This is a genomic window from Chitinophaga sp. (assembly GCF_036569185.1).
Lineage (GTDB): Bacteria > Bacteroidota > Bacteroidia > Chitinophagales > Chitinophagaceae > Chitinophaga.
Genome location: NZ_DATCRD010000422.1, coordinates 1 through 24,333, shown reverse-complemented (window position 1 = coordinate 24,333; position 24,333 = coordinate 1). Strand labels below are relative to the sequence as shown.

The window sequence follows — 24,333 nt, the reverse complement described above, 5'->3', positions numbered from 1 at the left end:
AAAAGCAGGCTGCGGGCCTGCTTATATTCAAGGTATTATTTTTCTTTGTGATCGCCGGTATCTTCATCCCAGTCGTCTTCTTCCTGCCAGTCTTCATCTTCTTCCCAATCGTCGTCCTCATCTTCCTCATCAATCAGCAAACTTTGTTCTGATCCCGGCTCTATATGGTTTGCCCGCCAGTGGGCCACAATTTCATCCGCTTTTTGCTGTACGGGAGTGAAATCGCTGATGGCGGCGCCCTCAAACTCCACTTCCACATCGGGCAGGGCTTTGAGCGCATGGAAGCAATCCTGCAGGAGGCTGATGGTGGCGGGGGCATTGCGCAGGGCGCTGTAAGACAGCCGTATGGCATCGAACGGGCCGCTGTTATGAAACACTTCCTCCCCGTTGATCATGGGGAAAAGCCATATCAGCACATCATCGCCGGATTCTTCGCTGTTAAGGATACCAAAAAAATCATCGAGCTGTTCAAAACCCAATGGGGCCAGTTGTGCGAATGCTTTGTTCCTGGCTGGAAATTTAGGATGCTCTTCTCCTGTGATTAAGAATAATTCACCGAACCTGGGCTTCTCTTTTGCAGCGAATCTAAAATCAATGAGGATGTCGTTTTCCATTGATGGCTATTCTGTTTTCTACTGTAATTTAATAGTTTAATCGGAAGGCGTTGAAAAAATATTCTACTGGATAACGGCGGCCGCTATCCGGCGGTAAGCATGCAGGTATTTGTTCAGGCGGGCTATATCCTGCTCTTTTACTTCCGTCATGCGCCTGATATCCATGTTGTCGGTCAGGTCGTTGAGCTTAACCATGCAGGCCAAACGGTTCTGGAGGGTACGGTCTACGAAATGGTTGTAGTCTTCATCCTCCTCCAGTTTTGTAACACAGTACAGGGCTGCCAGCAGGTGAGGGGCCAGTCCTTCCCGTTCAAGGGCCTCAAAGGTCCAGTCGGTATCCTCTACCACATCATGCAGTACGCCTACAATTTTCTCGTCTTCGGTGCGTCCCATTTGCATTACCCGGAATACATGCCCTATATAGGGTTGCCCGTATTTGTCTACCTGGTCTTTATGGGCGGTAGTAGCTATTTCGATCGCTCTGCTCAGATTCATATAAAAAAATAAAGGGGCTGCGATGGTGATCACAGCCCCCTAAAAGTATGATTTTATTTACATAAAATGATAACGCACAAATGCTTCCATGGCGGCATACTTCTGTAAACCCAGGCGGTCGTACAGGTCGGCGGTGTTGGCATTGCGGTCTTCTGCACGCTGCCAGAACTCGCGGAGATCGGTTCCCTGGAAAGGCACCACATCTTTCTGGCTCTGGTGGATGAAGATACCCAGGCGTTTCTGCATTACCTGGTCGGGGCTCATTGGAACGGCCATTTCAATTTCATGGATATCCCATTCCTGCCATGCGCCTTTGTACAGCCATACCCAGCAATCTTTCGCCCAGTCTTCTGTTTTCACAATTTCCAGTGCGGCAAAGATGATGTCCAGGCATACCTTGTGCGTTCCATGCGGATCGGCCAGGTCGCCGGCGCAGAAGATCTGTTGTGGTTTCAGTTTGCGCAGCAGTTCTACGGTCAGCGCCACATCTTCAGGGCCCATTGGTTTCTTTTCCACCAAACCGGTTTCATAGAAAGGCAGGTTCATGAAATGGGCGTTTTCTTCCGGAATACCTACATAACGGCAGGTGGCTTTTGCTTCGCAACGGCGGATCAGCCCTTTAATAGCGCGGATCTCAGGTGTATCTTTCTGGCTTGGCTTCTTGGTGCGGATGAATGCTTTTGCTTCATCCAGGATCATGGAGCTTTTGCTTTTATCAATATCGAACATGCCTTCAAAACCTACGGCAAAGTCGATGAAGCGCAGCAGGAACTCATCTGTTACGGCAATATTACCGGAAGTCTGGTAAGCTACGTGCACATCATGCCCCTGTTCGTGCAGGCGGATGAAAGTACCACCCATGGAAATGATATCATCATCAGGATGCGGGGAGAAGATCAGCGCGCGTTTTTTAGCAGGTTCTGAACGCTCCGGGTGATTTGGTAACTGTGGACCGGGTTTACCGCCGGGCCAGCCGGTAATGGTATCACGGATAGCGTTAAATTCTTCAATATTCAGCTCATAGGCGGAACCATATTGTACGATCAGGTCGTTCAAACCATTTTCATTGTAGTCCTTATCGGTGAGCATCAGGATAGGTTTGTTCAGCTTCAGCGCCAGGCCGGTCACTGCCTTGCGGATCAGGCCCGGGGTCCACTCGCAGTCGCCGGTAAGCCATGGTTCATTGAAACGGGTAAGGTCGGCCGCTGCCTGTTCATCGATCACGAACTTGCAGTTAGAATGTTGCTGCAGCAGGGAAGCAGGCACCTGGTCGGTGCTGTGCCCTTCTACGGAACGGCGAACGATCTTTGATTTATGGGAGCCCCATGCCATCAGGATAATACGTTTCGCCTTAAAGATGCTGCTGAGGCCCATGGTAATAGCAAGGCGCGGCACCTGGCTCATATTCGGGAACTCATACGCATTGGCCAAACGGGTGCTGTTGTCCAGCGTCACCAAACGGGTGTGGGAATTAATGTTGGCGCCAGGCTCGTTGAAACCAATGTGACCGTTGTTACCAATACCCAGCACCTGGAGATCGATACCGCCTAAGTCTTCAATGCGTTTGTCGTAAGCCTCGCAATATTTCTTGATCTGGTCTTTTGGAATGGTACCATCAGGTATGTTGTACCGGCCTTCAGGGATATCCACATGATTGAACAGGTGTTCTTTCATAAAGCGGTGATAGCTCTGTAAAGCATCCGGCTCTATAGGGTAATACTCATCCAGGTTAAATGTGATGACGTTCTTAAAGCTAAGCCCTTCTTCTTTGTGCATACGCACTAACTCTGCATACAGATATTTAGGAGTGGAGCCGGTGGCAAGTCCTAAAATGCAATCCTGGCCGGCAGCCTGCTTTTCGCGGATCAGTGCGGCAATTTCCTGTGCTACTGCTTTGGAACCTTCTTTGGCAGAGGGATGTATTTCCACAGCAATTTGTTCAAAGCTGTCGATCAGTTCGATTTCCTGATGATTAATCGTCATTTGTAAACGTTTTTGATTAGATGCGGTTTAAAAACGAGCCGGAAAATTAAAGAATTTACTGCTATCGCGCATTATTATTTAGCAGTATTTAAATTATATTTCTTTAGCTTGTAATAAACCATTTAATATTTGATCTCGTTAATATGTTTAGCGCACAGCGGTTGAAGGCCGTATCACATATTTTTGGTGTAGGAGTCATAAAATGAAAACCGTTCCGCATTTGCCGGGACGGTTTTCTGTTTTATTAATTGATGATAAATTCATCTGCAAACAACCATGCGCCATTGCCTGCTCCTGCGGCTCCGGCGGGAATCCTGCCAAAGTTCTGCATCTCCACTTTCACAAACTTTCCACGCACCGCCTGCAAATGGCCTCTTACTTTGTTGATACCTTGTTGTGCAAAGGTGTTTTGCTTATATACTTCCTTAAATGTTTTACCATCGTCAGATACTGCAAACACTACCTGTTTCGGCGGATAAATCCAGTCGCCCTTTGCATTGATGGTATTAATGCCTACCAGGTGAATATCCTGTATACTATCCAGTTCCACTATCGCTTCCATATCCTTACCGTTAAAGCCAAACCATTCATTATCGTTATAAGCGGCATTTCCTTCTATGCCATTTACAAGCACAAAGCTGGTATCCGGCCGGTGGCCTGCATCTGCGGCAGTTATGCTGCTGATCTTTTTAGCCAGCGCTTTGTGAAACAAAAATGCCTGGTTGTATTCATTGCCAAAAGGTTTGCCATCCAGGTATACCTGCGCACGCAGTGTACCGGTATGCGTGATCTGTACCGGTGCGGTGTAAGGAGTCGCCTGAGGGGTAGGAGCAGTACTATCAGTAGTGAAAAATATTTTACCATCGTCCAGTTTGGAGCTCAGTACTACATCTACGCCGCCTTTGCCGTTATCCGTTACTTTGCCGGTTACTTCAAAAACATGTTTGGCATAATTTACCTTCTTCAGATCCAGTCTTTTTACATGCACTTTCAGGCGGTCTGCAAAAGCGTCGTAGTTACGTTTATCCCTGGGCGACCAAAGCACTTCCGATATAGCGGCAGCGCGCGGATATACCATGTATTCAAGGTAGTTGGTGTTGTTGATGTACTCAGTCCATACATTGGCCTGTGCGCCTTTGATGTGCCTGGCTTCATCGCTGCTCAGTTCTGCAGGCACCGGCTCGTAGGAGTATACTTTGCTTACCGGCAGGAATCCGCCGATAGCCAGCGGCTCATTGGAGCTTCTCGACTGGTAATGATCAAAGTAGCAGAATTCGCCCGGCGTCATAATTACATCATGTTTTTGCCTGGCTGCAGCAATGCCGCCTTCAATGCCTCTCCAGCTCATTACAGTGGCATTGGGCGCCAAACCGCCTTCCAGTATTTCATCCCAGCCAATGATCTGCCTTCCCTTGCTGTTCAGGTATTTCTCCATCCGTTGAATAAAATAGCTCTGCAACGCATGTTCATCTTTCAAACCTTCCTGCTTTATGCGTGCCTGGCATTTAGGACATTTTTCCCAGCGTACTTTAGGACATTCATCACCGCCAATGTGGATATATTTGCTGGGAAACAGCGCCATTACTTCGTCCAGCACATCCTGTAAAAAGAGATATACACTGTCGTTGCCGGCGCAGTATACGTCGTCGTATACGCCCCATCGGGTGCCTACTTCATACGGCCCGCCGGTACAGCCCAGGTTAGGATATGCGGTAAGCGCTGCGAGTGAATGTCCGGGCATTTCAATTTCAGGTATCACCGTGATGAAATGATCGGCAGCATACTGCACTACTTCTTTCACCTGTTCCTGCGTGTAAAAACCGCCGTAAGGTTTGCCGTCAAATTTATTGTCGGCATAACGGCCGGCCATTGTTTCTTTCCGTTTGGAAGCCACTTCCTGCAGGCGTGGATATTTTTTGATTTCAATACGCCAGCCCTGGTCTTCTGTTAAATGCCAGTGAAAAGTATTCAGCTTGTGCATCGCCATCAGGTCGATATACTTCTTTATAAAATCAACAGAAAAAAAGTGACGGCCCACATCCAGGTGCAGTCCGCGGTAAGCAAAGCGTGGTGCATCGGTAATGCTTACGCCAGGTACATACATGGCGCGCGCTTTTTCCACAGGCAGCAGCTGGATCAGCGTCTGCACGCCATAAAAAGTGCCGGCGCCGCTGTTGCCTTTGATGATGATGTTGTTGTGGTCTGCAGTAAGCGTATAGCCTTCTGCGTTAGTACCGTCGTTGCCGGTTTGCAGGAGGATGGCATTTTTATCGCCCTGCGCTTTCACTTCCAGTTCATAGCCTGTAAGTTCTTTGAGCCAGGCATTGAATAAAGCGGCTGTTTTTTTGTCGCTTTCATTGCCGGCAACAATCACGGTCTGCTTGTCCAGTAAAAAAGAATCAGCTGTTTCGCTGACGCTGGCAGGCATAGGAATGATGCTCACGCTGCCTTTGGGAGCGGCCGGTTGCCGGGAGGAACAACTCCACAGACCGGCTGCAGCTATCAGTAAGCACCCGTGAATTACGCTTTTCATTGTCATATAATGGATTGTTTTTTCTTATTTCATTTCCAGTTCGCATAGTACCGGCCGGTGGTCTGATGCTACGGTTTCTTCAATGATCCGCGCACCGGTAACTGTCCACCTGTGTTTGGGAGCAGTCATGATATAATCCAGTTTTATCTTCGGTGAATCGGAAGGAAAGGTAGGCCCCATCTGGCTGGTGGCGTCCGTAAATATTTCTTTCAGGATGTTCACTTCTTTTGACGCCGGTATGGCGTTAAAATCTCCGGCAATAATAACAGGAGTAGCTGTTGCCTTGAAATAATCTGCCAATGCATTGGCCTGTGCAATACGGTCGCCGTCCTTTCTCCCTGCATCCAGGTGAGTGGTCACAAACTGCAGGGAGCTGTCGCCCGGCAGTTTTACGGTAACAATGCCTGCTGCCCTGGGCTCATTTCCTTTCGTGGAAGGTAATAACAGGGTGGTGTTGCTGCTGATGGGAAAACGGGAAAGGATGCCGGTGCCGTAACCCCCGCCGTCGAAATCCATTGCCTTGGCAAAGTAGGTGTACATGCCGGTGATGGAAGCCAGTTCTTTCAGCTGGTCCGACTGGTGGGTGCGGCCGGTAGCGCTGTCTACTTCCTGCAGCGCCACCAGGTCGGGATTGGTGGCCAGGATCACATTGGCAATTCCCTGGAGATCCAGCGCCTGTTTCATGTTTTCCCCGTGATGAATGTTGTAGGTGAGCACTTTTACTTTTTGTGTTTGTGCAAAGAGGGCGCCACCAGCCACACACATCATTGTAATAAGCAGCATTTTTTTCATATCAATATCATTTGAACGCTTCCGTTACTGGTCTTCCGGTCCACACCTGCGGTGTTTTCAACCCAAAGATCCAGGCAAGAGTTGCAGCGGTATCGTAGGTAACCACGCTGCTTTTGATCTCTTTGTTTTTTGCCACACCGGGGCCACGGATAATCCAGGGAATCTGCATTTCTTCCATCGTTTTACCGCCATGTCCTTTCTTAATGCCGCCATGATCGGCGGTAAGCAGGATAATGGTGTTATCCCACATGCCCGCATCTTTTACTGCCTGCAGAATTTTCCCCAGCAACATATCATTCTTTGCTACCTGGTCGAAGTAAGGTTGTATATTATGACCAATATTATGCCCGGTTCCATCGGGTTCATCAAAATGGATGAACAGGAAGTCCGGTTTCTTTTCCTTGATGTATGCTACAGATGCGGCAGTAGCAAGACTATCGTTATCGTGCGTACCAAAGTCTTTGTTAACCGCTGCTTTGGGAAACAGGTAACCGATACCGTCCCAGCTATAAATAACGCCTACCTCTGCCTTTGGTTTCTGCTCGCGCAACAGCGTGTAAATAGAAGGAAACATACCATACTGGTCCAGTTCCCGGGAAGGCAGTTCCGGTTTACGGCTGTCCCATTCTGTATAACCATGTACTTCAGGGCCTGCGCCCATCACCATGGAGGCCCAGTTCACCGCACTGGAGGAAGGCAATACGCTACGGGCCTGTAAGGTCCATGCACCGTCCTGCATCATTTGTTTCATGTTGGGGTTGTCCACTTTCGGGAAACAGTAAGCGCCGAAGCCATCCATGCCTATCAGGATAACATGCTTTACCCCTTTGACCTGTGCCTGCGCGAAGAATCCGCCAAGCAACAAGCCTGTTGCAATGATCAATTTTTTCATTTCGTTGTTCACTTTTGGGACCGGTATGTGCCGGCCGCTATATTAATAATGGGTTTTCAATAAAGTTTTCAGCTAAACATCAACGGCTAAGATAATAATGTTTTCTCGCCTATTTCACGGATTAATGCTACTTCTTTTTTCTGTGTGGCGGAGATGCCATACTCAGGAACACCGGGAATGCCGCCCATGCTCACATTGGGGTTGCGGTAAATCATACCGCTTTCTTCATAGGCTTTGGCGGAGGTATGATATTCCGTAACACCGGTGGCAGTGATCAGCTGCGCGATGTTAGCGGCCCGCACACCGGAGCCGGCCATAATGGCGATGCGGTCGTTAGCCCTTTCCACCAGCTCTTTCAGCAGCACGGCGCCTTCCAGGGCGGTATTACGCGCTCCCGAAGTAAGGATCCGTTCGCAGCCAATGGAAATAATGTCTTCCAGCGCTTCAAACGGGTTGTCGGTCATATCGAATGCGCGGTGAAAAGTAACGCCCATAGGCCATGCCAGGTCCACGAGTGTTTTGCATCTTTTTTTATCTACCCGTCCATCAGGTGTAAGAATACCGATCACTACCCCATTGCAGCCCAGTTGTTTGCTCAGTTCAATATCACGTTTCATGACTTCAAACTCCAGGTCGGAATAGAGGAAATCGCCGCCACGCGGACGGATAATAGGGTAGAGGTCTATCTTTACTTTTTCCCTTGCCAGCGCAATGGTGCCATAGCTGGGCGTAGTGCCGCCTTCCAGCAGGTTGTCACAAAGCTCTATCCGGTTTGCGCCGCCTTCTTCCGCAGCAATGCAGGACGCTACGGAACCTGCGCATATTTCGAGGGTGAACGACATAAAAAACAACTTTAAAGATAAGATGCAGGTACAGGGAGCAGCAGCTTCTACTGATCCCTGCCTGTTAGAAATAATGTTTCCCGTCAATTAACACATTGCTGGTGTCACTGGTGCATACGGCATAGCTAAAGCCTTTCTGGAGGCAGTAAGCGCCATGTTCGCCTTTTTTATTGAGGGCCAGGAAACCTACCTGGATTTCTTTTGCTTTAGAGGGACTTCTTTTCACGATACGTTCCACCGCTTCCTTACAGGCTTTTTCAGGCGGATAGCCCTGGCGCATCAGTTCTACTACGAGATGGCTGCCTACTATTTTGATCACTTCTTCCCCTACACCGGTGCTGGTAGCAGCGCCTACTTCATTGTCCACATACAATCCTGCGCCGATAATGGGCGAATCGCCCACGCGGCCATGCAGTTTGAAAGCCATACCGCTGGTAGTGCAGGCGCCGGACAGGTTGCCGGCGGCGTCCATGGCTACCATACCTATGGTGTCGTGATTATACACATTCCCCGGCAGCATCAGCGGATTAAAAGCAGTGGCGCCGTTGGTGGGAGTGTATGATTTGTTTTCTATGTTGATGACCGGTTTGTATTCCGATGTTTTCAGCCACTCTTTCCATGCTTTTTCAGATTCCGGCGTCAGCAGGTTTTCCTTCCGGAAGCCGTTGGCCAGTGCAAACTGCAATGCGCCGTCGCCAACCAGCATCACATGCGGCGTTTTCTCCATGACCATGCGGGCTACGGAAATAGCATGGGTAACATGTTCCAGCGCGCCTACGGAGCCGCAGTTGCCATGTTCGTCCATGATGCAGGCATCGAGGGTAACACGGCCATCGCGGTCGGGGAAACCGGAGAATCCAACGGTGTGATTATTAGGATCTGCCTCCGGGATCTTTACGCCTGCTTCTACTGCATCCAGCGCGCGGCCGCCCTGCTTCAGCACTTCCCAGGCAGCAGCATTGGCCGCACGGCCAAAGTCCCAGGTAGATACCACAATGGGCTTCCCTTTTACGGGGCCGCGCTTTCCCTGCGAACGTGCAGGCGTTCCCGTTACTCCATCCAAAGAGAAAACAGCGGCGCTGAGGGCCGCTGTTTTCAGGAATGATCTTCTATTACTCATATAAAGCATTTTATACTTTTCTGCTCCCGCTGAAAGTTAATCTTTCATTTCCCATGCCAGCGCGCTGGCGCCCAGGATAGCTGCATCGCTTTCTTTCAGTTCAGAGAACAGCAATTTAACCTTATTCTGGAAAATAGGCAGCAGGTTCTTTTCCATATGTTCCCGCACCGGTTTCATAATGAGATCGCCGGCTTTGGTAAGACCGCCGAACAGCACAATGGCTTCAGGGCTGGAGAACATGACGAAATTGGCGAGGGCTTCACCGAGTATCTTACCGGTGAACTCATATACCTCCATAGCCAGCGGATCGCCTTTCATGGCCGCTTCATAAATGAGCTTGGAGTTGATCTCTTCGTTGGTATGTTCCCGCATCATGCTCGGCGTATCCGGGCGGTTGGCCAGGAACTCGATGGCAGTGTTGGTAACGCCGGTGGCGGAAGCATAGGCTTCCAGCGAACCATGCGCGCCGGTGCCTGTATGCAGCCTGCCGCCGGGGATCACAATGCAATGTCCCAGTTCGCCGGCAAAGCCGTCGTGACCATAAATCAGCTGACCATTGGCTACAATACCGCTTCCCACGCCTGTGCCCAGGGTGATAACGATAAAGTCTTTCATGCCCCTGGCAGCGCCGTAGATCAGTTCGCCCAATGCCGCTGCATTAGCGTCGTTGGTGAGCACGGTAGGCAAGCCGAATTTCTGTTCCAGCAAACTGGCTAAAGGCACAACGCCTTTCCAGCGCAGGTTTGGCGCATATTCTATATTGCCGGTATAGTAGTTCCCGTTGGGAGCGCCTACGCCGATGCCTTTCATGTTTTCGATACCGCCTGCTTCGTTAATAAGAATAGACAGGTGCCCGTGTAATTCATCCAGGAAGCCGTTTACATCTTCATGCTGATTAGTCAGCATACGACCATCACCAATAATATTACCCCTGCGATCTACAATACCGAATTTTGTGTTAGTACCCCCGATATCAATGCCCACCGCTAACTGCTGACTCATAATCAATTCCTTGAGATTTTAAAATGGTTTTAACTCTAAATGCGAAGAATGCGAGATAAGCAAAGCACAGCGCCGGAATAACATAAGACGCGTGGATACCAATGCTTGAAATGTCTGCCAGACCGCCTTGTACAGGAGGAATGAGGGAACCGCCGAGGATCATCATTACCAGGAATGCAGAACCCTGACCGGTGTATTTACCCAGGCCTGCGATAGATAATGCGAAGATGCTTGGCCACATTACAGAGCAGAACAATCCGCCGCTGATAAAGGCAAATGTGGCCAGCTGCCCGGTGGTGAATAAACCGATCAGCACAGAGCCAACTCCCAGCAAACCAAAGATGGTGAGGGTTTTGGCGGGCTTGTCCTGGCCGGCAAAGAAACCTATGATCTGCACCACTATACAGATGGCATATGGATATAAAACACTGATATCATTGCCCTTGATACTGTTGGCGCCGAGAATAACGCCGTAAGCTACAAACGGAACAATTACACAGAGAATATTACGGGTTGTTTTGGAAACATTGAATACGCTGATAGCGCCGGTCCAGCGGCCAATCATCATACTGCCCCAGAACAGGGATACATAGGGATCCAGTTCCGATTCCGCCAAACCTTTCACCGTAAGGAAACCAGGATGTTTCAGCAACGCACCAAGGTTGCTGGCAATGGATACTTCTACCCCTACATAAATAAAGATGGCCAGCATACCCAGGATCAGCTGCGGGTATTTCATGGCGCCCCATCCCTCACTGTTATTTGCAGACGACATTTTAGTATAGAAAAGGATACCGATAATACCCACAATACCTGCAATGAACATAGGCAGCTCAAATTTCAGTACCAGCCCCAGGAGAATGAAGATAAACATCAGCGTGATACCCAGTAATGACCTGGTGGCTTTGGGAGATGATTCAAACCCTTCAGTATCCTGGCTTTCCGGCATCTTTACAAAAGCAAAAATAGCAGCGGCAATCAGGAACAGGGCAATGAGCAGGAAATATAAAGTGTTGATCTTACTGATATCGGTGCTTACTTCGCCGCCTTTAATGTTGCCAAACAGCAGCATGCTCACGATAATAGGACCGATGGTAGTACCAAAGGAATTGATACCACCTGCCAGGTTCAGGCGGTGCGTACCTTTGGCAGGATCTCCCAGTAAAATAGCGAATGGATTGGCAGCGGTTTGTTGCAGTGAAAATCCTAAGGCTACTATAAATAAGGCCATCAGGATAAGGGCAAAATATCCGAACGTAACGGTTTGTTTAAAATCTGTATCCAGTACGGTCACTACTTTTTCAAGGTTGGCTTTGGAGAAGGTAGCAGCATACTGGTGATGCTCCTCATCTTTTGTAAAGCCCCCTGAAACCGCGGAAAGCAACTGGGTATTGGTAGTATACTTTTCAGCAGATTCGTTGTTGCTGATCAGGAGAGAATAGGTGTCAGGATCTTTCTCGCGGCGGATTTTTACCTGCCTGTCGGAAGTCTGCAGCTGTTGCTCTGCCTGGAAGCTATTGATGTCGCTTACCGTTTCTTTAATAGGAACAATCTTTTCTTTATTCACACATGGAATCATGATCACCGAGCCCAGCACAGAAATCAGCAACCCGTATATGATCCCTTTTTTGTACCCGATCTTGTTGAGGATATCCACTTTTCTTGCTGTGGAAGCCAGGTACAGGATCAGGGAACCAATGAAATAGGCGCTGTAAAAAGAGAAGTCGATCAGTTGTGACTCCAGTTGGGTAAGATTAAAGTGAGATTTGCAGAAAGGGATAAAGATACTGTTGGATGCAGCCAGGAATCCCCAGAAAAAGAAAACCAGAATAAGCACAAAGAACGAAGGATGAGTGCTTTGTGCGGTTTGTTTTGATTGCTGAATCATAAACGTGTTAAGTTACGGTGAAATTTTGCCGGTTAAATGTATAATTATTTTTTTAAAATTTTTTAAAAAGTCAAAATATTCTTGCAATTTAGCAAATAGGTAAAACGTTTTAGCAAAAATAATTGCGAAATATACAAGAAATATAGGAGAAGTTTAGTTATGTTCGTGCTTATCAAAAAAAATAATTCTGACAGCTTATGTCCAACCAAACAGTAACAATGAATGTACCCTCCAAGCAGGCCGGGTATGCGCAATCAATGGCCATCATCGGCATATTGTTTTTCGTATTCGGTTTTGTTACCTGGCTCAATGGAACACTGATCCAGTTTTTCCAGATCGTGTGTGAACTGAACGTATCCCAGGCATTGCTGGTCACCATGGCCTTTTATATGGCCTATTTCTTCCTCTCTATTCCTTCTTCCTTTATCCTGAACAAAACGGGCTTTAAGAACGGGATGGCCTTAGGACTCCTCATCATTGCCATTGGCTCACTGGTATTTATTCCTGCTGCCAACGCGCGCAGCTTCGGTATGTTCCTCACCGGCCTGTTTATCCAGGGCGCAGGATTATCGTTACTGCAAACCGCTTCCAACCCTTATGCCAGTATCATCGGGCCAAAGGAAAGCGCCGCTAAACGTATCAGCATCCTCGGTATCTGTAACAAAAGCGCAGGCGCCCTTGCACCATTGATCCTCAGCTCTATTGTACTGAAAGGCGCCGATAAGCTGGAAAAAGACATCGCGGCAGCGGTAGATGCCGTACAGAAAAATGCTTTACTCGATAGCCTGGCCTCCCGCGTAATCGGGCCTTATGTGGCGATCGCCATCATATTAACCATACTGGCGTTTCTCCTGAAACGTTCTTCTTTACCGGAAATAGATACGAATACGGAAGATGAAGCTACTGCAGCAGCTACTACCGGTAAAACAAGCGTATTCCAGTTCCCCCAGCTGGTACTGGGCGTTCTCTGTATCTTTGTTTATGTAGGCGTGGAAGTAATGGCCGGCGATGTAATTGGCCAGTACGGAAAATCGCTCGGCATGAGCGTGGACGACACCAAGTATTTTACCACCTTTACCCTGGTAGCCATGCTGGCAGGTTATATAATAGGTATTGCCACCATTCCGAAATACCTCACCGGTAAAAAAGGACTACAGATCTCGGCGGTACTGGGCGTACTCTTTACAGTAGCCGCTTATTTGAACACCGGCTTCTCCGCAGTAACGTTCATCGCTTTACTGGGATTGGCCAATGCGCTCATGTGGCCCGCCATTTTCCCGATGGCGATCGACGGGCTGGGTCGTTTTACCAAAATAGGTTCCGCTTTACTGGTAATGGGTATTGCCGGTGGGGGCGTTATCCCGCAGATCTACAGCGGTATGTTCGACCAGCACAGCATGTTCAACGGCCTTTACAGCAGCAGCATCGATTTCCGGCATGCATTCCTGTACTGCATGGTGCCCTGCTACCTGTATATCCTGTTCTATGCCCTGGTAGGCGATAAAATAGGTAAGAATTAACTACTCCTGATATTATTTGAAAAGGTTGTCCTGTTTTTCAGGACAACCTTTTTTATTTCTGAATCATTTTTATATTTTTAGGTGTAAATTTTACGTTTAATATTCCATTAATGATACAAGAAACCAGGGAGCAGTTTATCCACTTATTTGAAAAAGAGCCATTGATGGTCGTTTCCCCCGGAAGGATCAACCTGATCGGCGAGCATACAGACTACAACGACGGATTCGTTTTACCCGCAGCTATCGATAAAAAGATTGTATATGCCATTGCGCTTAACAACACCAGGCAATGCAACGTACACGCGGTTTTTAACAATGAAACCGTGTCATTCCAGCTGAACGATGTAAAACCAACACCGGGATGGATCAACTATCTTATGGGCATAGTGTATCAGCTGCAGGAACGGGGGCTGGAGGTGCAGGGCTTTGATTGCGTACTGGCAGGGGATATCCCCGTAGGCGCCGGTATGTCGTCGTCTGCAGCAGTAGAAGGAGGCCTCGTGGCAGCGCTGGACCACATCTTTAAATACGGGCTTGACCGTATGGAGATGGCCCTCATCGGCCAGAAGGCAGAGCATACTTTCCCCGGTGTAAAATGCGGCATCATGGACCAGTTTGCCAACCTGCACGGTAAAAAAGACCAGGTAATGCGCCTGGATTGCCGCAGCCTGGAGTTTGAATATTTCCCCTTCAGTTTCCCTGATTATAAAATAGTACTGTGCAATTCCATGGTACACCACTCTCTTGCTTCTTCTGAATATAACGTTCGCAGGCAGCAATGTGAGGAGGGGGTAAAAGCCATCCAGGCCAATCACCCTGCGGTGAAATCCCTGCGGGACGCGGATATGAACATGCTCAACGAAGTACGTGCGCAGTTACCTGATAAAGTATACGACCGTTGTAACTATGTGATCGCTGAAATACAACGTGTACAGGATGCCACGGCATTGCTGAAAAAAGGCGATCTGCAGCAGTTCGGTGAACTGATGTACGCCACCCACGAAGGACTGAGCAAACTGTATGAAGTAAGCTGCCCCGAACTGGATTTCCTGGTATCGCTTGCCAGGGAAAGAACAGAAGTGGCCGGCGCCCGCGTAATGGGAGGCGGTTTTGGCGGTTGTACCATCAACCTGGTAAAAGCAGATAAGGTGGATGAATATGTATCCTTTATCAAATCAAAATACCAGGATCAATATGGTAAGGAGCCGGAAGTATATGTGACGGTTATTGAAGAAGGCGTGTCTGTTATAGACTAAACGCCTTCGGCGTTTTAAATTGTCTTGGAGCAGGATTAGGCTGATTTTACTGATTACTTTGATTTTTTTTTAGATTTTTTAAATGATTAAGGGAGATAAAAAGCGAATATCCGCTTATATCTCCCTTAACTATTTAAAAAATCAAAACCTAATCAAATCAAGGTAATCAGTAAAATCAGCCTAATCCTGCTCCAAGACAATTTAAAGCGCCGAAGGCGCTCTACGCGCGCTTAATACTCGTCGTTCAGCGCGAAGATCGGTGTCCTGTTCATCCAGCGGCCACGGGTAAAGTCGGGGATGAATTGAACGCTGCCGCTTTCTGCTACGGATTGCTCACTCAGCGGAGTGATGGCATACCAGGTAGCCATGTCGTATACATCCAGCGGATAGGGAGCGCCGCGTTTAATGCACTCCAGGAAAGAGTTCAGTACAAACCAGTCCATACCGCCATGGCCGGCGCCTGCTGCATCGTTGGCATATTTTTTCCACAACGGGTGGTCGTATTTGCCAAAGTAGCTGTCTGGATCATTGAAATCGCCGGTTTTTTCCCATTCGTCGTATTTGCTCTTCTTCTCTACATAAATAGATTTCTGGTCGTCCATCCACAAACCGTTGGTTCCCTGAACGCGGAAGTTCAGCGAGTAAGGACGTGGAGAGTTGGTATCGTGTGATAACATGATCGTTTCACCATTGTTGGTCTGGATCAGGGTAGATACGATATCACCCAGTTTGAACCGCACCTTTGCGTTTGGATGGTTTTCACCACCGTTATCCACAATGTACTTATGCAGGCCACGCGATTTAGTGGCTACGGATGTAAGCGACACCAAACGGTTACCGCGGTTAATGTTGATATAGTTGTTAACAGGACCAAGACCATGGGAAGGATAAAGATCGCCGTTACGGTGAACAGAGTGGTTGGTTCTCCATTTGGCTTCAGACAGCGCCTTTTCACCAAACTCAACGCCACCGCCGTAATATTGCTTGCCGTTGTTGAATTTCACGGCGCGCAGATCATGCTGGTAGCCCCCCTGTAAGTGAGTAAGCTCACCAAATAAGCCCTGGCGCACCATGTTCAGCACTGCCATCACATCCCTGCGGTAACATACGTTTTCCATACCAAATACAGGGATACCGGTTTCTTCACTGGTGTTTACCAGTTCCCAGCACTCCTGGATATCAGACGCGCCGCATACTTCCACAGCTGGTGTTTTACCTGCTTTCATACAGGCAACCGCCATGATGGAATGCCATTCCCATGGGGTGGCAATGATCACTGCGTCGATATCATCGCGCTTCAGCATGTTGCGGAAATCTTCCGGACCATTGGTGTACTCCGCTACTTTTCTTTTGCCGCCGTATACCTTTTCGATCATTGCCCTTACTTTGGGCAGGGTGTAAGTGGTATCGGGATCAGCGAAAGCAACAACTTCCGCATCTTCACGATGGAGACAGAAATTCAGGTGACCAAGTCCGCGGGCGCCAACGCCAATCAGGCCAATTCTTACCTTGGGTTTCTTTTCGCTGGCAAATAATTTGGCAGAAGAGCCGAGCATAGAAAGTCCTACGCCAGCTGCTACCGTGTTTTTCAGAAAACTTCTGCGATGCAGTGGATTTTTATTCATTGTTCAAAGTTTATCAGCGTATACTTTATACGTCTTAGGAGGGACTAAATTTATAAAAATTGATTTATCTAAACCAACCCAATTGCGAATAATCTTACATTTTTGTGATAAACGGCGGGGAATCTTCACTTATCCCGCAGTCTTCCTGTCGCGCAAGACATATTAAGCCCCATTCAAAGCCGTTTTAACCGGATAGCAATCATCATCGAACAAAGCGGAAGACAATTAAGCCCATTCAAACACCTGCTCAGTCGTACCTTATAATGTCCGCCATGGGCGTTGGTTTCAGAGATAACCCTTATATAAGCTTTATATAACCCTTATGTAAGCCTTATATAAGCGTTATCTATAAGATAAGGGTTATCTACTGATTATTACTACCTTTTTTACAGGATATACTGAAAAACCGGTAAAAGATGGGTGGCCCGAAGCTGCTTCAAGGCATGAATAAAGCTAAAATTCAATTACTAATTGGGAATTTGAGATTGAACCAATCTGATTATCTGCCCTATCTTCGCTGACATCCTAATCCGTAACTTTTATTTCCGGCAATGAAAAAAAACACGTTACTCCTCGCAGGACTGCTTGGGTTTAATATGGCAATGGCCCAGGAGATCAAGCCTTATGGCGCGCTGCCCTCAAAGGCGCAGGTGACCTGGAACGATATGGAATACTATATGTTCATTCATTTTGGGCCCAACACCTTTACCAATAAGGAATGGGGGCATGGAGATGAAGATCCGAAAGTGTTCAACCCTACCCATCTTGATGCCCGGCAATGGGCGCGTACCGCCAAAGCGGCCGGTATGAAAGGCATCGTGATCACCGCCAAACATCATGATGGCTTCTGCCTCTGGCCAAGCAAATACAGCACCCACACCGTGCGTGAAAGCGCCTGGAAAGATGGGAAAGGCGATGTGCTGGCGGAATTGTCGGCCGCCTGTAAGGAATACGGGCTGAAATTTGGCGTGTACCTTTCCCCGTGGGACCGCAACCATCCTGAATATGGTAAGCCCGGGTATAACCAGGTGTTTGCCAATACGCTCAATGAAGTGCTCTCCGGCTACGGTCCTGTATTTGAACAATGGTTCGACGGTGCCAATGGTAGTAATATCAAGCAGCCGTACGACTGGAACCTGTTCCACAGCGTGGTGTATAAGAACCAACCCGATGCTGTTATTTTCAGTGACGTGGGCCCGGGATGCCGTTGGGTAGGCAATGAAAATGGCTTTGCCGGTACTACCAACTGGAGCACGCTGAATGTAAAAGGCTTTTCTCCCGGCGCTAATGGTCCCGCTACTAAATCGCTCAACGAGGGTAATGAGGATGGCGAACAATGGATTCCCGCCGAGTGCGATGTGTCTATCCGGCCGGGATGGTTTTACAGCCCGGAAACAAATGACAAGGTAAAATCAGTGTCTGCATTGCTCGATATTTATTATGGCTCTGTAGGCCGCAATGGTAACCTGATCCTGAATGTGCCGGTAGACCGGGATGGGCTCATCCACCCGAACGACTCTACCCGGCTGATGGAGCTGCGCCGTGTGCTGGACGCATCTTTCAAAAATAACCTGGCAAAACAGGCAGCGGTAACAGCTACCAATACACGCAGCAATAATAAAAATGTAAAGGTGGCTCACCTGAATGACGGTACCAATGCCACTTACTGGGCCACCGCAGACGATGCCACCACTACGGTGATCAACCTGAGCTACAAACAGCCCATCACCTTCAACAGGGTGGTGCTGCAGGAATACATTGCACTGGGGCAGCGGGTGAAAGCCTTCAGCGTGGAGATCCTGGAAAATGGCAGCTGGAAAGAGATTGCAAAGGAAACCACTATAGGGCATAAACGTATCCTGCGTTTAAAGGATTATACCACCACACAGGTGCGGATCAATATCCTGGAGGCCAAAGCTGCGCCGGTGATCAGTGAAGTGCAGCTGTACAAGGCGCCTGGATTGCTAACCCTGCCACAGATTGGCCGTAAAGCTGATGGGCAGGTATGGATCCACAGCGAATCCGGCGATACAGAGATCCACTACACCCTGGATGGCAGCGAGCCCACCTTGAAATCGCCGAAGTACACGGCAGACGGCACAGTGATCAATCTGCCCCGGGGCGGCGTGGTGAAAGCCAAAGCTTTCCTGGACAAGGGTAAAACCGCCAGCGAAACAGTAACCGCTACCTTCGACATGGCGCCTGCCAAATGGAAGGTGATTTCCCCGGAAGAAGGCGACGGCCCTGCCAAAGCGATTGATGGTAACACCGCCAGCGTTTATGTGGCAGGCGGCAAAGAATCATCCGCCAAATACCCGCACGAACTGCAGGTAGATCTGGGCGAAACCCTTTCCCTGAAAGGATTTACCTATACGCCTGCAGGCAGCGGCATCATTTACGGCTACGAATTCTACACCAGCGCCGACGGTAAAAACTGGGGCAACCCGGTAGCCAGCGGCCAGTTTGCCAATATCAAAAACAACCCGGTGCAGCAAACAGTGGCGTTCAAAAAAACGACCGCCCGCTATATCCGCTTTGTAGCTACCTCACCGGCCGACGAAAACGACGCGCAGGCGGCTATTGCGGAACTGGGGGTACTTACCCGCTAAGCCCGCCGCGGATTTTGTCTGACTCAGGATTTTTGTCTGACTCAGGATTAAACTGATTTCGCTGATTACGCTGATTTGATTTTTTAGGATTTTTAAAGATTCGGGGAGATAGAAATGGATATACCATTTTTATCTCCCCGATTTATTATTATAAAATGCAATGGATATTTTCTCTAATCTTTTAATAATCAGTATAAAAATCACGGAATAATCAGCGTAATCAGCGAAATCAGTTTAATCCTGAGTCAGACAAAATCCGCGTTTGTTAAAATTCTTCTCCGCCCAAAAAAAATTCGACTATTTAAAAAGATATTGTTATAACTTTGCCGATAATCTAAACTAAAGACAATATTTATAACAATTTAACGCTGAACTGAAGTTGGAAAAAACCGCAACTCATACCAACATCTCTGCATATCATCCCGCTTTAAACAAAGGGGTATATTCTGTTGGGTTCAATGTCTTTAGATTCCTTTCCCGACGACCTAGAATTTGATAGCGCTTGTCTGATATAACCGCTATCGCACCGTGATTCCCCAATCCTCCGGTGAACCTTTCCATTAGTGGAATTTCAAGTTAGTTTATTGATTCACGATTTCAATTTTAAAAGTTGGAAAATCAACATATCATCGTTAGGGTAGCCACTCCTGACGATATTCACTATTCAAATACCATCACAGACGAGATGGAATCATCTGCAAAAGCAAGAGGAACCGGCATTGCCAAGCGTTCCCCTGATTATGTGGAGCTGAAAATGATGGAAGGTAAGGCCGTTATTGCCGTTACCGACCAGGGCGATTGGGTGGGCTTCTGTTATATAGAGGCCTGGGGGCATGAGAAATTTGTGGCGAACTCGGGACTGATCGTTAATCCCGCCTTCAGAGGGCACGGTGTTGCCAAATCAATCAAGAAAAGAATATTTGAGCTGTCGAGAGAGAAATACCCCGATGCCAAGATCTTTGGTTTAACCACCGGGCTGGCGGTAATGAAAATTAATTCCGAGCTGGGTTATGAGCCGGTAACCTATTCCGAGCTTACCGATGATGAAGAGTTCTGGAAAGGTTGCAGAAGCTGCGTGAACTTCGACATCCTCACCGCTAAAAACAGGAAGAACTGTTTGTGTACCGCCATGCTGTACAACCCGCTGGAGAAGCTGAAAGAAGCAGAAGAAAAGGCAATGGCTGAAAAAGCTGCTGCTGCAGAACCGCAACCACAGCCACAATTATCTGTGAGCGCCAGCGGTCATATGCACCATGCCAGGCGCCGCCGCAGATTTAAAGGAAACATAAAGCTCTATGAGCGTTGGTTACGTTTTAAAAGATTTGTTTTGCTGAAAAGCAAAAAAGAAGGTGGCGCCACCGGTTCTAAAAAGAAATTTTTCCTGTTCTGACTACAGGGCTGTCAATATTGTTATCTGGATCTATAAAAAAAGATGTCATAATGAAAAAAGTAGTACTGGGATTTAGCGGAGGACTTGATACTTCCTATTGCGTTAAATATCTGACCGAAGAAAAAGGATATGAAGTGCATTCAGTGATCGTAAACACTGGTGGTTTCTCTGAACAGGAACTGCAGGAAATAGAAAAGCGCGCTTACAGCCTGGGCGTTAAAAGTCATAAAACTGTTAATGCAATACGTTCTTATTATGATGGTGTGATCAAATATCTCATCTTCGGTAATGTACTGAAAAACAACACCTACCCGTTAAGCGTAAGCGCAGAGCGGATGAGCCAGGCGCTGGCCATCGCGGAATATGTGAAGGAAGTAGGCGCCGACGCAGTAGCGCACGGCAGCACCGGTGCAGGTAACGACCAGGTGCGTTTCGATATGGTATTCCATATCATGATCCCCGGCGTGGAAATCATTACCCCTATCCGTGACATGAAACTGAGCCGCGAAGAAGAGATCACTTATCTCCGGTCAAAAGGAGTGGAAGTGAACTTTGAAAAAGCCATGTACTCTATCAACAAAGGTATGTGGGGAACTTCTGTGGGCGGTAAGGAAACACTGACTTCCAACGGCATGCTGCCTGAAGCTGCATGGCCTACCCAGCTTACAAAGCAGGGAGAAGAACCCGTGAAATTAATATTTGAAAAAGGTGAGCTCACCGGTGTGAACGATAAAACTTTTGGTCACCCGTCTGAAGCCATTCAATATTTACAAACCATTGCCGGGCCGTTTGCCATTGGCCGCGATATCCACGTAGGCGATACCATCATCGGTATCAAAGGACGTGTTGGGTTTGAAGCTGCTGCGCCTATGGTGATCATTAAAGCGCATCATGCACTGGAAAAACATGTGTTAACCAAATGGCAGCTGAGCTGGAAAGACCAGCTGGCGCAGTTCTACGGTAACTACATGCACGAAGGTCAGATCATGGACCCGGTAATGCGCGATATCGAAGCTTTCCTGCAAAACACCCAGGAAAACGTATCCGGCGAAGTGTTCGTAACCCTGATGCCGTACCGTTTCCAGGTAACCGGTATCAGTTCCCCTTACGACCTGATGAGCAGCAAGTTTGGTAAATACGGTGAAATGAACACCGGTTGGAGCGGCGATGATGTAAGAGGATTCAGCAAAATTTTTGGTAACCAGACCATGATCTGGCACCAGGTGCGGGAGAGCGTAAAGCCGAAAGCGTAAAGCTGAAAGCTATTGTGTTGGAGATTAAGTAGCAGATTGTGTGTTTAGTATAGTCCGGTTTAAAATATTTTACAATGTTAAATTAGGACTATATGAGAGATTACAAGAAACTGGAGGTTTGGAAAAGGGCACATTTAATGACGACATTTGTTTATAAAGATGTCGTTGTTCAATTGCCGAAGGATGAGATGTTCGCGCTGGTAAGCCAGATGAAGAGAGCTGCCTATAGCGTGCCGCTAAATATTGTTGAGGGATGTGGTAGAACAACAGAAAAAGATTTTGCGAGGTTTCTTGATCATGCCCTGGGTTCTGCACATGAAGTAGAATATTGCGCATTGCTGGCATTTGATTTGAAATTTTTGGATGAATCAGTTTATACTGATCTCAACAAAAAGGTTAACGAAGTAAAAGCCATGTTAATAGCGTTTATCAAAGCTTTAAGAGTATCATGAGCTAAAAAAGAAGAATAAAAGCATCATCAATCGCTGTAATAGCTTTGGGCTTTATGCTTTGTCCTTTCAGCTTTTTAGCACAATAAATCATAAATGAAACCATCAAAAATAAAAGTAGCTATTATAGGCGGGGCAGGCTATACAGGCGGTGAAATGATCCGGCTTTTACTGAACCACCCGGATGTTACTATTTCGTTTGTGCATAGCCGTAGTAATGCGGGCAACCCGTTGTATGCGGTGCATGCCGACCTGCTGGGGGAAACAGAGCAGTTGTTCACCGGCGATCTTAGTAACGATATCGATGTGATGTTCCTTTGCCTGGGCCATGGTGAATCAAAGAAATTCCTGGAAGCTACGGATGTGGCGCCTCATATAAAAGTGATTGACCTTAGCCAGGATTTTCGTTTAGGCGAAACCGTTAAGGAGCGAGTGTTTGTTTACGGGCTGCCTGAAATGCAACGGGAACAAATTAAAACCGCGCATAACATCGCCAATCCCGGATGCTTTGCCACCGGTATCCAGCTGGGCTTGTTGCCACTGGCGAAAGCGGGGCTGCTGGGAGAAGTGCATACCACCGGTATCACCGGCTCCACCGGGGCAGGACAGAGTTTACAGGCTACCTCTCATTTTACATGGAGAGCCAATAATATTTCCACCTATAAAGTGCTGACTCACCAGCACCTGAAAGAAATACGACGAAGCCTGCAGCTGTTGCAGCCAGGCTACAACGGTGAGGTGAACTTTGTTCCGGTGCGTGGCGATTATCCGAGAGGAATCTGGGTAACCTCGTATATGCAAACCGACTTATCGCTGGAAGAGGCTGTGAAGCTGTATAAAGACTTTTACGCCGGTCATCCGTTTACACACGTAAGCGATAAACAGATAGACCTGAAGCAGGTAGTAAACACCAACAAGTGTTTGATTCAACTGGAAAAAACCGGTAACAAACTGGTGATCCATTCTATTGAAGACAACCTGCTGAAAGGCGCTTCCGGTCAGGCAGTGCAAAACATGAACCTGATGTGCGGACTGGATGAAACGGCAGGACTGAAACTGAAGTCCATCGTGTTCTAAACGTTTTTATCATTCTCAATTTTATTTGCCAGCATGAAACTCTTCGACGTATATCCCGTTAACGATATCATTATAGAAAAAGCCCTCGGCTCCCATGTTTGGGACGATAAGGGTACGCAATACCTGGACCTGTATGGCGGGCATGCCGTGATCTCTATTGGTCATACGCACCCGCATTACGTAAAACGCCTTACCGACCAGTTACATAAAGTAGGCTTTTATTCCAATTCTGTAAAGATGCCTTTGCAGGAAGAGCTGGCCGCCTTACTGGGTAAGGTATCCGGTAAGGAAGACTACCAATTGTTCCTCTGCAACTCCGGTGCAGAAGCTAATGAAAACGCTTTGAAGCTGGCTTCTTTCTACAATGGTAAAAAGAAGGTCATCGCTTTTAAAAAAGCATTTCATGGCAGAACATCCCTGGCTGTAGCCGCTACCGACAATCCGAAGATCGTAGCGCCGGTGAATGAAACAGACAACGTGGTGTTTTTGCCCTGGGAAGATCAGGCCGCACTGGAACAGGCTTTTCAGCAATACGAAGTATCCTCTGTGATCATTGAAGGTATACAGGGCGTAGGTGGCATTAATGTAGCCAGCGAAGCTTTCCTGCAAAAGATCAGGAGCCTCTGCGATACGCACAACGCCGTGTTCATTGCAGACTCAGTGCAATGCGGATACGGCCGCAGCGGTAAATTCTACTCGCACGATTTTGCCGGTGTGAATGCAGACATCTACAGCATGGCAAAAGGAATGGGCAATGGTTTCCCTATCGGCGGCATTATCATTGCGCCTAAGTTCCAGGCTGTGTATGGTATGCTGGGCACCACCTTTGGCGGTAACCACCTGGCCTGTGCCGCAGCCCTGGCCGTACTGGAAACCATACAGGCGGAAAAACTGGTAGAGAATGCAGCTACCGTAGGTAATTACCTCATGGAGAACCTGCGCACTTTTGATAAGGTGAAAGAAGTAAGAGGCCGTGGTTTGATGATCGGTATA

18 protein-coding genes and 1 pseudogene are annotated in these 24,333 nt (G+C 47.9%); 8 read left to right on the top strand and 11 right to left on the bottom strand.

What is annotated here, in order from left to right; genetic code table 11:
* Positions 1-35 precede the first annotated feature (35 nt).
* The 10 genes and pseudogenes from VIM72_RS31740 to VIM72_RS31695 all read right to left on the bottom strand — a co-directional run bounded on the left by VIM72_RS31740 (position 36) and on the right by VIM72_RS31695 (position 12,161).
* Positions 36-614, bottom strand: coding sequence for a hypothetical protein (locus tag VIM72_RS31740; RefSeq protein WP_332006812.1), 579 nt, complete (start codon positions 612-614; stop codon positions 36-38).
* A gap of 63 nt (positions 615-677) precedes the next feature.
* Positions 678-1,109 (bottom strand): phosphohydrolase, encoded by a 432-nt coding sequence (locus VIM72_RS31735; protein ID WP_332006811.1) that lies wholly within the window; start codon positions 1,107-1,109, stop codon positions 678-680.
* Positions 1,110-1,166: 57 nt separating this feature from the next.
* A pseudogene (gene nagB / locus VIM72_RS31730) lies at positions 1,167-3,098 on the bottom strand (glucosamine-6-phosphate deaminase); the annotation flags it as partial.
* 238 nt (positions 3,099-3,336) lie between these two features.
* Positions 3,337-5,631, bottom strand: coding sequence for a beta-N-acetylhexosaminidase (locus VIM72_RS31725; RefSeq protein ID WP_332006810.1), 2,295 nt, complete (start codon positions 5,629-5,631; stop codon positions 3,337-3,339).
* 18 nt (positions 5,632-5,649) lie between these two features.
* Positions 5,650-6,417 carry an endonuclease/exonuclease/phosphatase family protein gene (locus VIM72_RS31720; protein ID WP_332006809.1) on the bottom strand — a complete coding sequence of 256 codons (768 nt, stop codon included), beginning with the start codon at positions 6,415-6,417 and terminating at the stop codon, positions 5,650-5,652.
* A 7-nt stretch (positions 6,418-6,424) separates the two neighbouring features.
* Positions 6,425-7,309, bottom strand: coding sequence for an alkaline phosphatase (locus VIM72_RS31715; RefSeq protein ID WP_332006808.1), 885 nt, complete (start codon positions 7,307-7,309; stop codon positions 6,425-6,427).
* Between the two features lie 86 nt (positions 7,310-7,395).
* On the bottom strand, positions 7,396-8,151 hold the full coding sequence (locus tag VIM72_RS31710; RefSeq protein ID WP_332006807.1) for a copper homeostasis protein CutC: 756 nt from the start codon (positions 8,149-8,151) through the stop codon (positions 7,396-7,398).
* 64 nt (positions 8,152-8,215) lie between these two features.
* The gene (locus VIM72_RS31705; RefSeq protein ID WP_332006806.1) at positions 8,216-9,271 is read right to left on the bottom strand and encodes a N(4)-(beta-N-acetylglucosaminyl)-L-asparaginase; all 1,056 of its coding nucleotides are present in this window, start codon (positions 9,269-9,271) and stop codon (positions 8,216-8,218) included.
* A gap of 36 nt (positions 9,272-9,307) precedes the next feature.
* The gene (locus VIM72_RS31700) at positions 9,308-10,273 is read right to left on the bottom strand and encodes an ROK family protein (RefSeq protein WP_332006805.1); all 966 of its coding nucleotides are present in this window, start codon (positions 10,271-10,273) and stop codon (positions 9,308-9,310) included.
* On the bottom strand, positions 10,245-12,161 hold the full coding sequence (locus VIM72_RS31695) for an MFS transporter (RefSeq protein ID WP_332006804.1): 1,917 nt from the start codon (positions 12,159-12,161) through the stop codon (positions 10,245-10,247). The genes VIM72_RS31700 and VIM72_RS31695 overlap by 29 nt, the downstream gene beginning before the upstream one ends.
* Positions 12,162-12,358: 197 nt before the next feature.
* Here VIM72_RS31695 and VIM72_RS31690 point away from each other — a divergent pair, with 197 nt between their 5' ends.
* On the top strand, positions 12,359-13,681 hold the full coding sequence (locus VIM72_RS31690; protein WP_332006803.1) for a sugar MFS transporter: 1,323 nt from the start codon (positions 12,359-12,361) through the stop codon (positions 13,679-13,681).
* 110 nt (positions 13,682-13,791) lie between these two features.
* Complete coding sequence (galK, locus tag VIM72_RS31685; RefSeq protein ID WP_332006802.1) at positions 13,792-14,937, top strand: galactokinase; 1,146 nt, start codon at positions 13,792-13,794, stop codon at positions 14,935-14,937.
* A 230-nt stretch (positions 14,938-15,167) separates the two neighbouring features.
* On the opposite strand, the gene VIM72_RS31680 is transcribed toward galK, so the two are convergent.
* Entirely contained in the window at positions 15,168-16,562 is a 1,395-nt protein-coding gene (locus VIM72_RS31680; RefSeq protein WP_332006801.1) for a Gfo/Idh/MocA family protein, read from the bottom strand.
* A 551-nt stretch (positions 16,563-17,113) separates the two neighbouring features.
* Between VIM72_RS31680 and VIM72_RS31675 the strand changes: the two genes are divergently transcribed.
* The 6 genes from VIM72_RS31675 to VIM72_RS31650 all read left to right on the top strand — a co-directional run.
* On the top strand, positions 17,114-19,171 hold the full coding sequence (locus tag VIM72_RS31675; protein WP_332006800.1) for an alpha-L-fucosidase: 2,058 nt from the start codon (positions 17,114-17,116) through the stop codon (positions 19,169-19,171).
* A gap of 610 nt (positions 19,172-19,781) precedes the next feature.
* Positions 19,782-20,561, top strand: coding sequence for a GNAT family N-acetyltransferase (locus VIM72_RS31670; protein WP_332006799.1), 780 nt, complete (start codon positions 19,782-19,784; stop codon positions 20,559-20,561).
* A gap of 50 nt (positions 20,562-20,611) precedes the next feature.
* Complete coding sequence (locus VIM72_RS31665; RefSeq protein ID WP_332006798.1) at positions 20,612-21,814, top strand: argininosuccinate synthase; 1,203 nt, start codon at positions 20,612-20,614, stop codon at positions 21,812-21,814.
* Positions 21,815-21,906: 92 nt separating this feature from the next.
* Positions 21,907-22,266: a four helix bundle protein gene (locus VIM72_RS31660; RefSeq protein ID WP_332006797.1), complete on the top strand. Its 360-nt coding sequence runs from the start codon at positions 21,907-21,909 to the stop codon at positions 22,264-22,266.
* 93 nt (positions 22,267-22,359) lie between these two features.
* Positions 22,360-23,340, top strand: coding sequence for an N-acetyl-gamma-glutamyl-phosphate reductase (gene argC / locus VIM72_RS31655; RefSeq protein ID WP_332006796.1), 981 nt, complete (start codon positions 22,360-22,362; stop codon positions 23,338-23,340).
* Between the two features lie 33 nt (positions 23,341-23,373).
* A partial coding sequence (locus VIM72_RS31650; protein WP_332006795.1) for an aspartate aminotransferase family protein occupies positions 23,374-24,333 on the top strand: 960 nt, incomplete at its 3' end.

Coding starts and splice junctions, on each gene's coding strand:
- argC (WP_332006796.1), top strand. CDS start 22,360: ATGAAACCATCAAAAATAAAAGTAGCTATTATAGGCGGGGCAGGCTAT.
- VIM72_RS31720 (WP_332006809.1), bottom strand. CDS start 6,417: ATGAAAAAAATGCTGCTTATTACAATGATGTGTGTGGCTGGTGGCGCC.
- VIM72_RS31725 (WP_332006810.1), bottom strand. CDS start 5,631: ATGACAATGAAAAGCGTAATTCACGGGTGCTTACTGATAGCTGCAGCC.
- VIM72_RS31705 (WP_332006806.1), bottom strand. CDS start 9,271: ATGAGTAATAGAAGATCATTCCTGAAAACAGCGGCCCTCAGCGCCGCT.
- VIM72_RS31680 (WP_332006801.1), bottom strand. CDS start 16,562: ATGAATAAAAATCCACTGCATCGCAGAAGTTTTCTGAAAAACACGGTA.
- VIM72_RS31735 (WP_332006811.1), bottom strand. CDS start 1,109: ATGAATCTGAGCAGAGCGATCGAAATAGCTACTACCGCCCATAAAGAC.
- galK (WP_332006802.1), top strand. CDS start 13,792: ATGATACAAGAAACCAGGGAGCAGTTTATCCACTTATTTGAAAAAGAG.
- VIM72_RS31710 (WP_332006807.1), bottom strand. CDS start 8,151: ATGTCGTTCACCCTCGAAATATGCGCAGGTTCCGTAGCGTCCTGCATT.
- VIM72_RS31695 (WP_332006804.1), bottom strand. CDS start 12,161: ATGATTCAGCAATCAAAACAAACCGCACAAAGCACTCATCCTTCGTTC.
- VIM72_RS31690 (WP_332006803.1), top strand. CDS start 12,359: ATGTCCAACCAAACAGTAACAATGAATGTACCCTCCAAGCAGGCCGGG.
- VIM72_RS31665 (WP_332006798.1), top strand. CDS start 20,612: ATGAAAAAAGTAGTACTGGGATTTAGCGGAGGACTTGATACTTCCTAT.
- VIM72_RS31715 (WP_332006808.1), bottom strand. CDS start 7,309: ATGAAAAAATTGATCATTGCAACAGGCTTGTTGCTTGGCGGATTCTTC.
- VIM72_RS31675 (WP_332006800.1), top strand. CDS start 17,114: ATGAAAAAAAACACGTTACTCCTCGCAGGACTGCTTGGGTTTAATATG.
- VIM72_RS31660 (WP_332006797.1), top strand. CDS start 21,907: ATGAGAGATTACAAGAAACTGGAGGTTTGGAAAAGGGCACATTTAATG.
- VIM72_RS31700 (WP_332006805.1), bottom strand. CDS start 10,273: ATGAGTCAGCAGTTAGCGGTGGGCATTGATATCGGGGGTACTAACACA.
- VIM72_RS31740 (WP_332006812.1), bottom strand. CDS start 614: ATGGAAAACGACATCCTCATTGATTTTAGATTCGCTGCAAAAGAGAAG.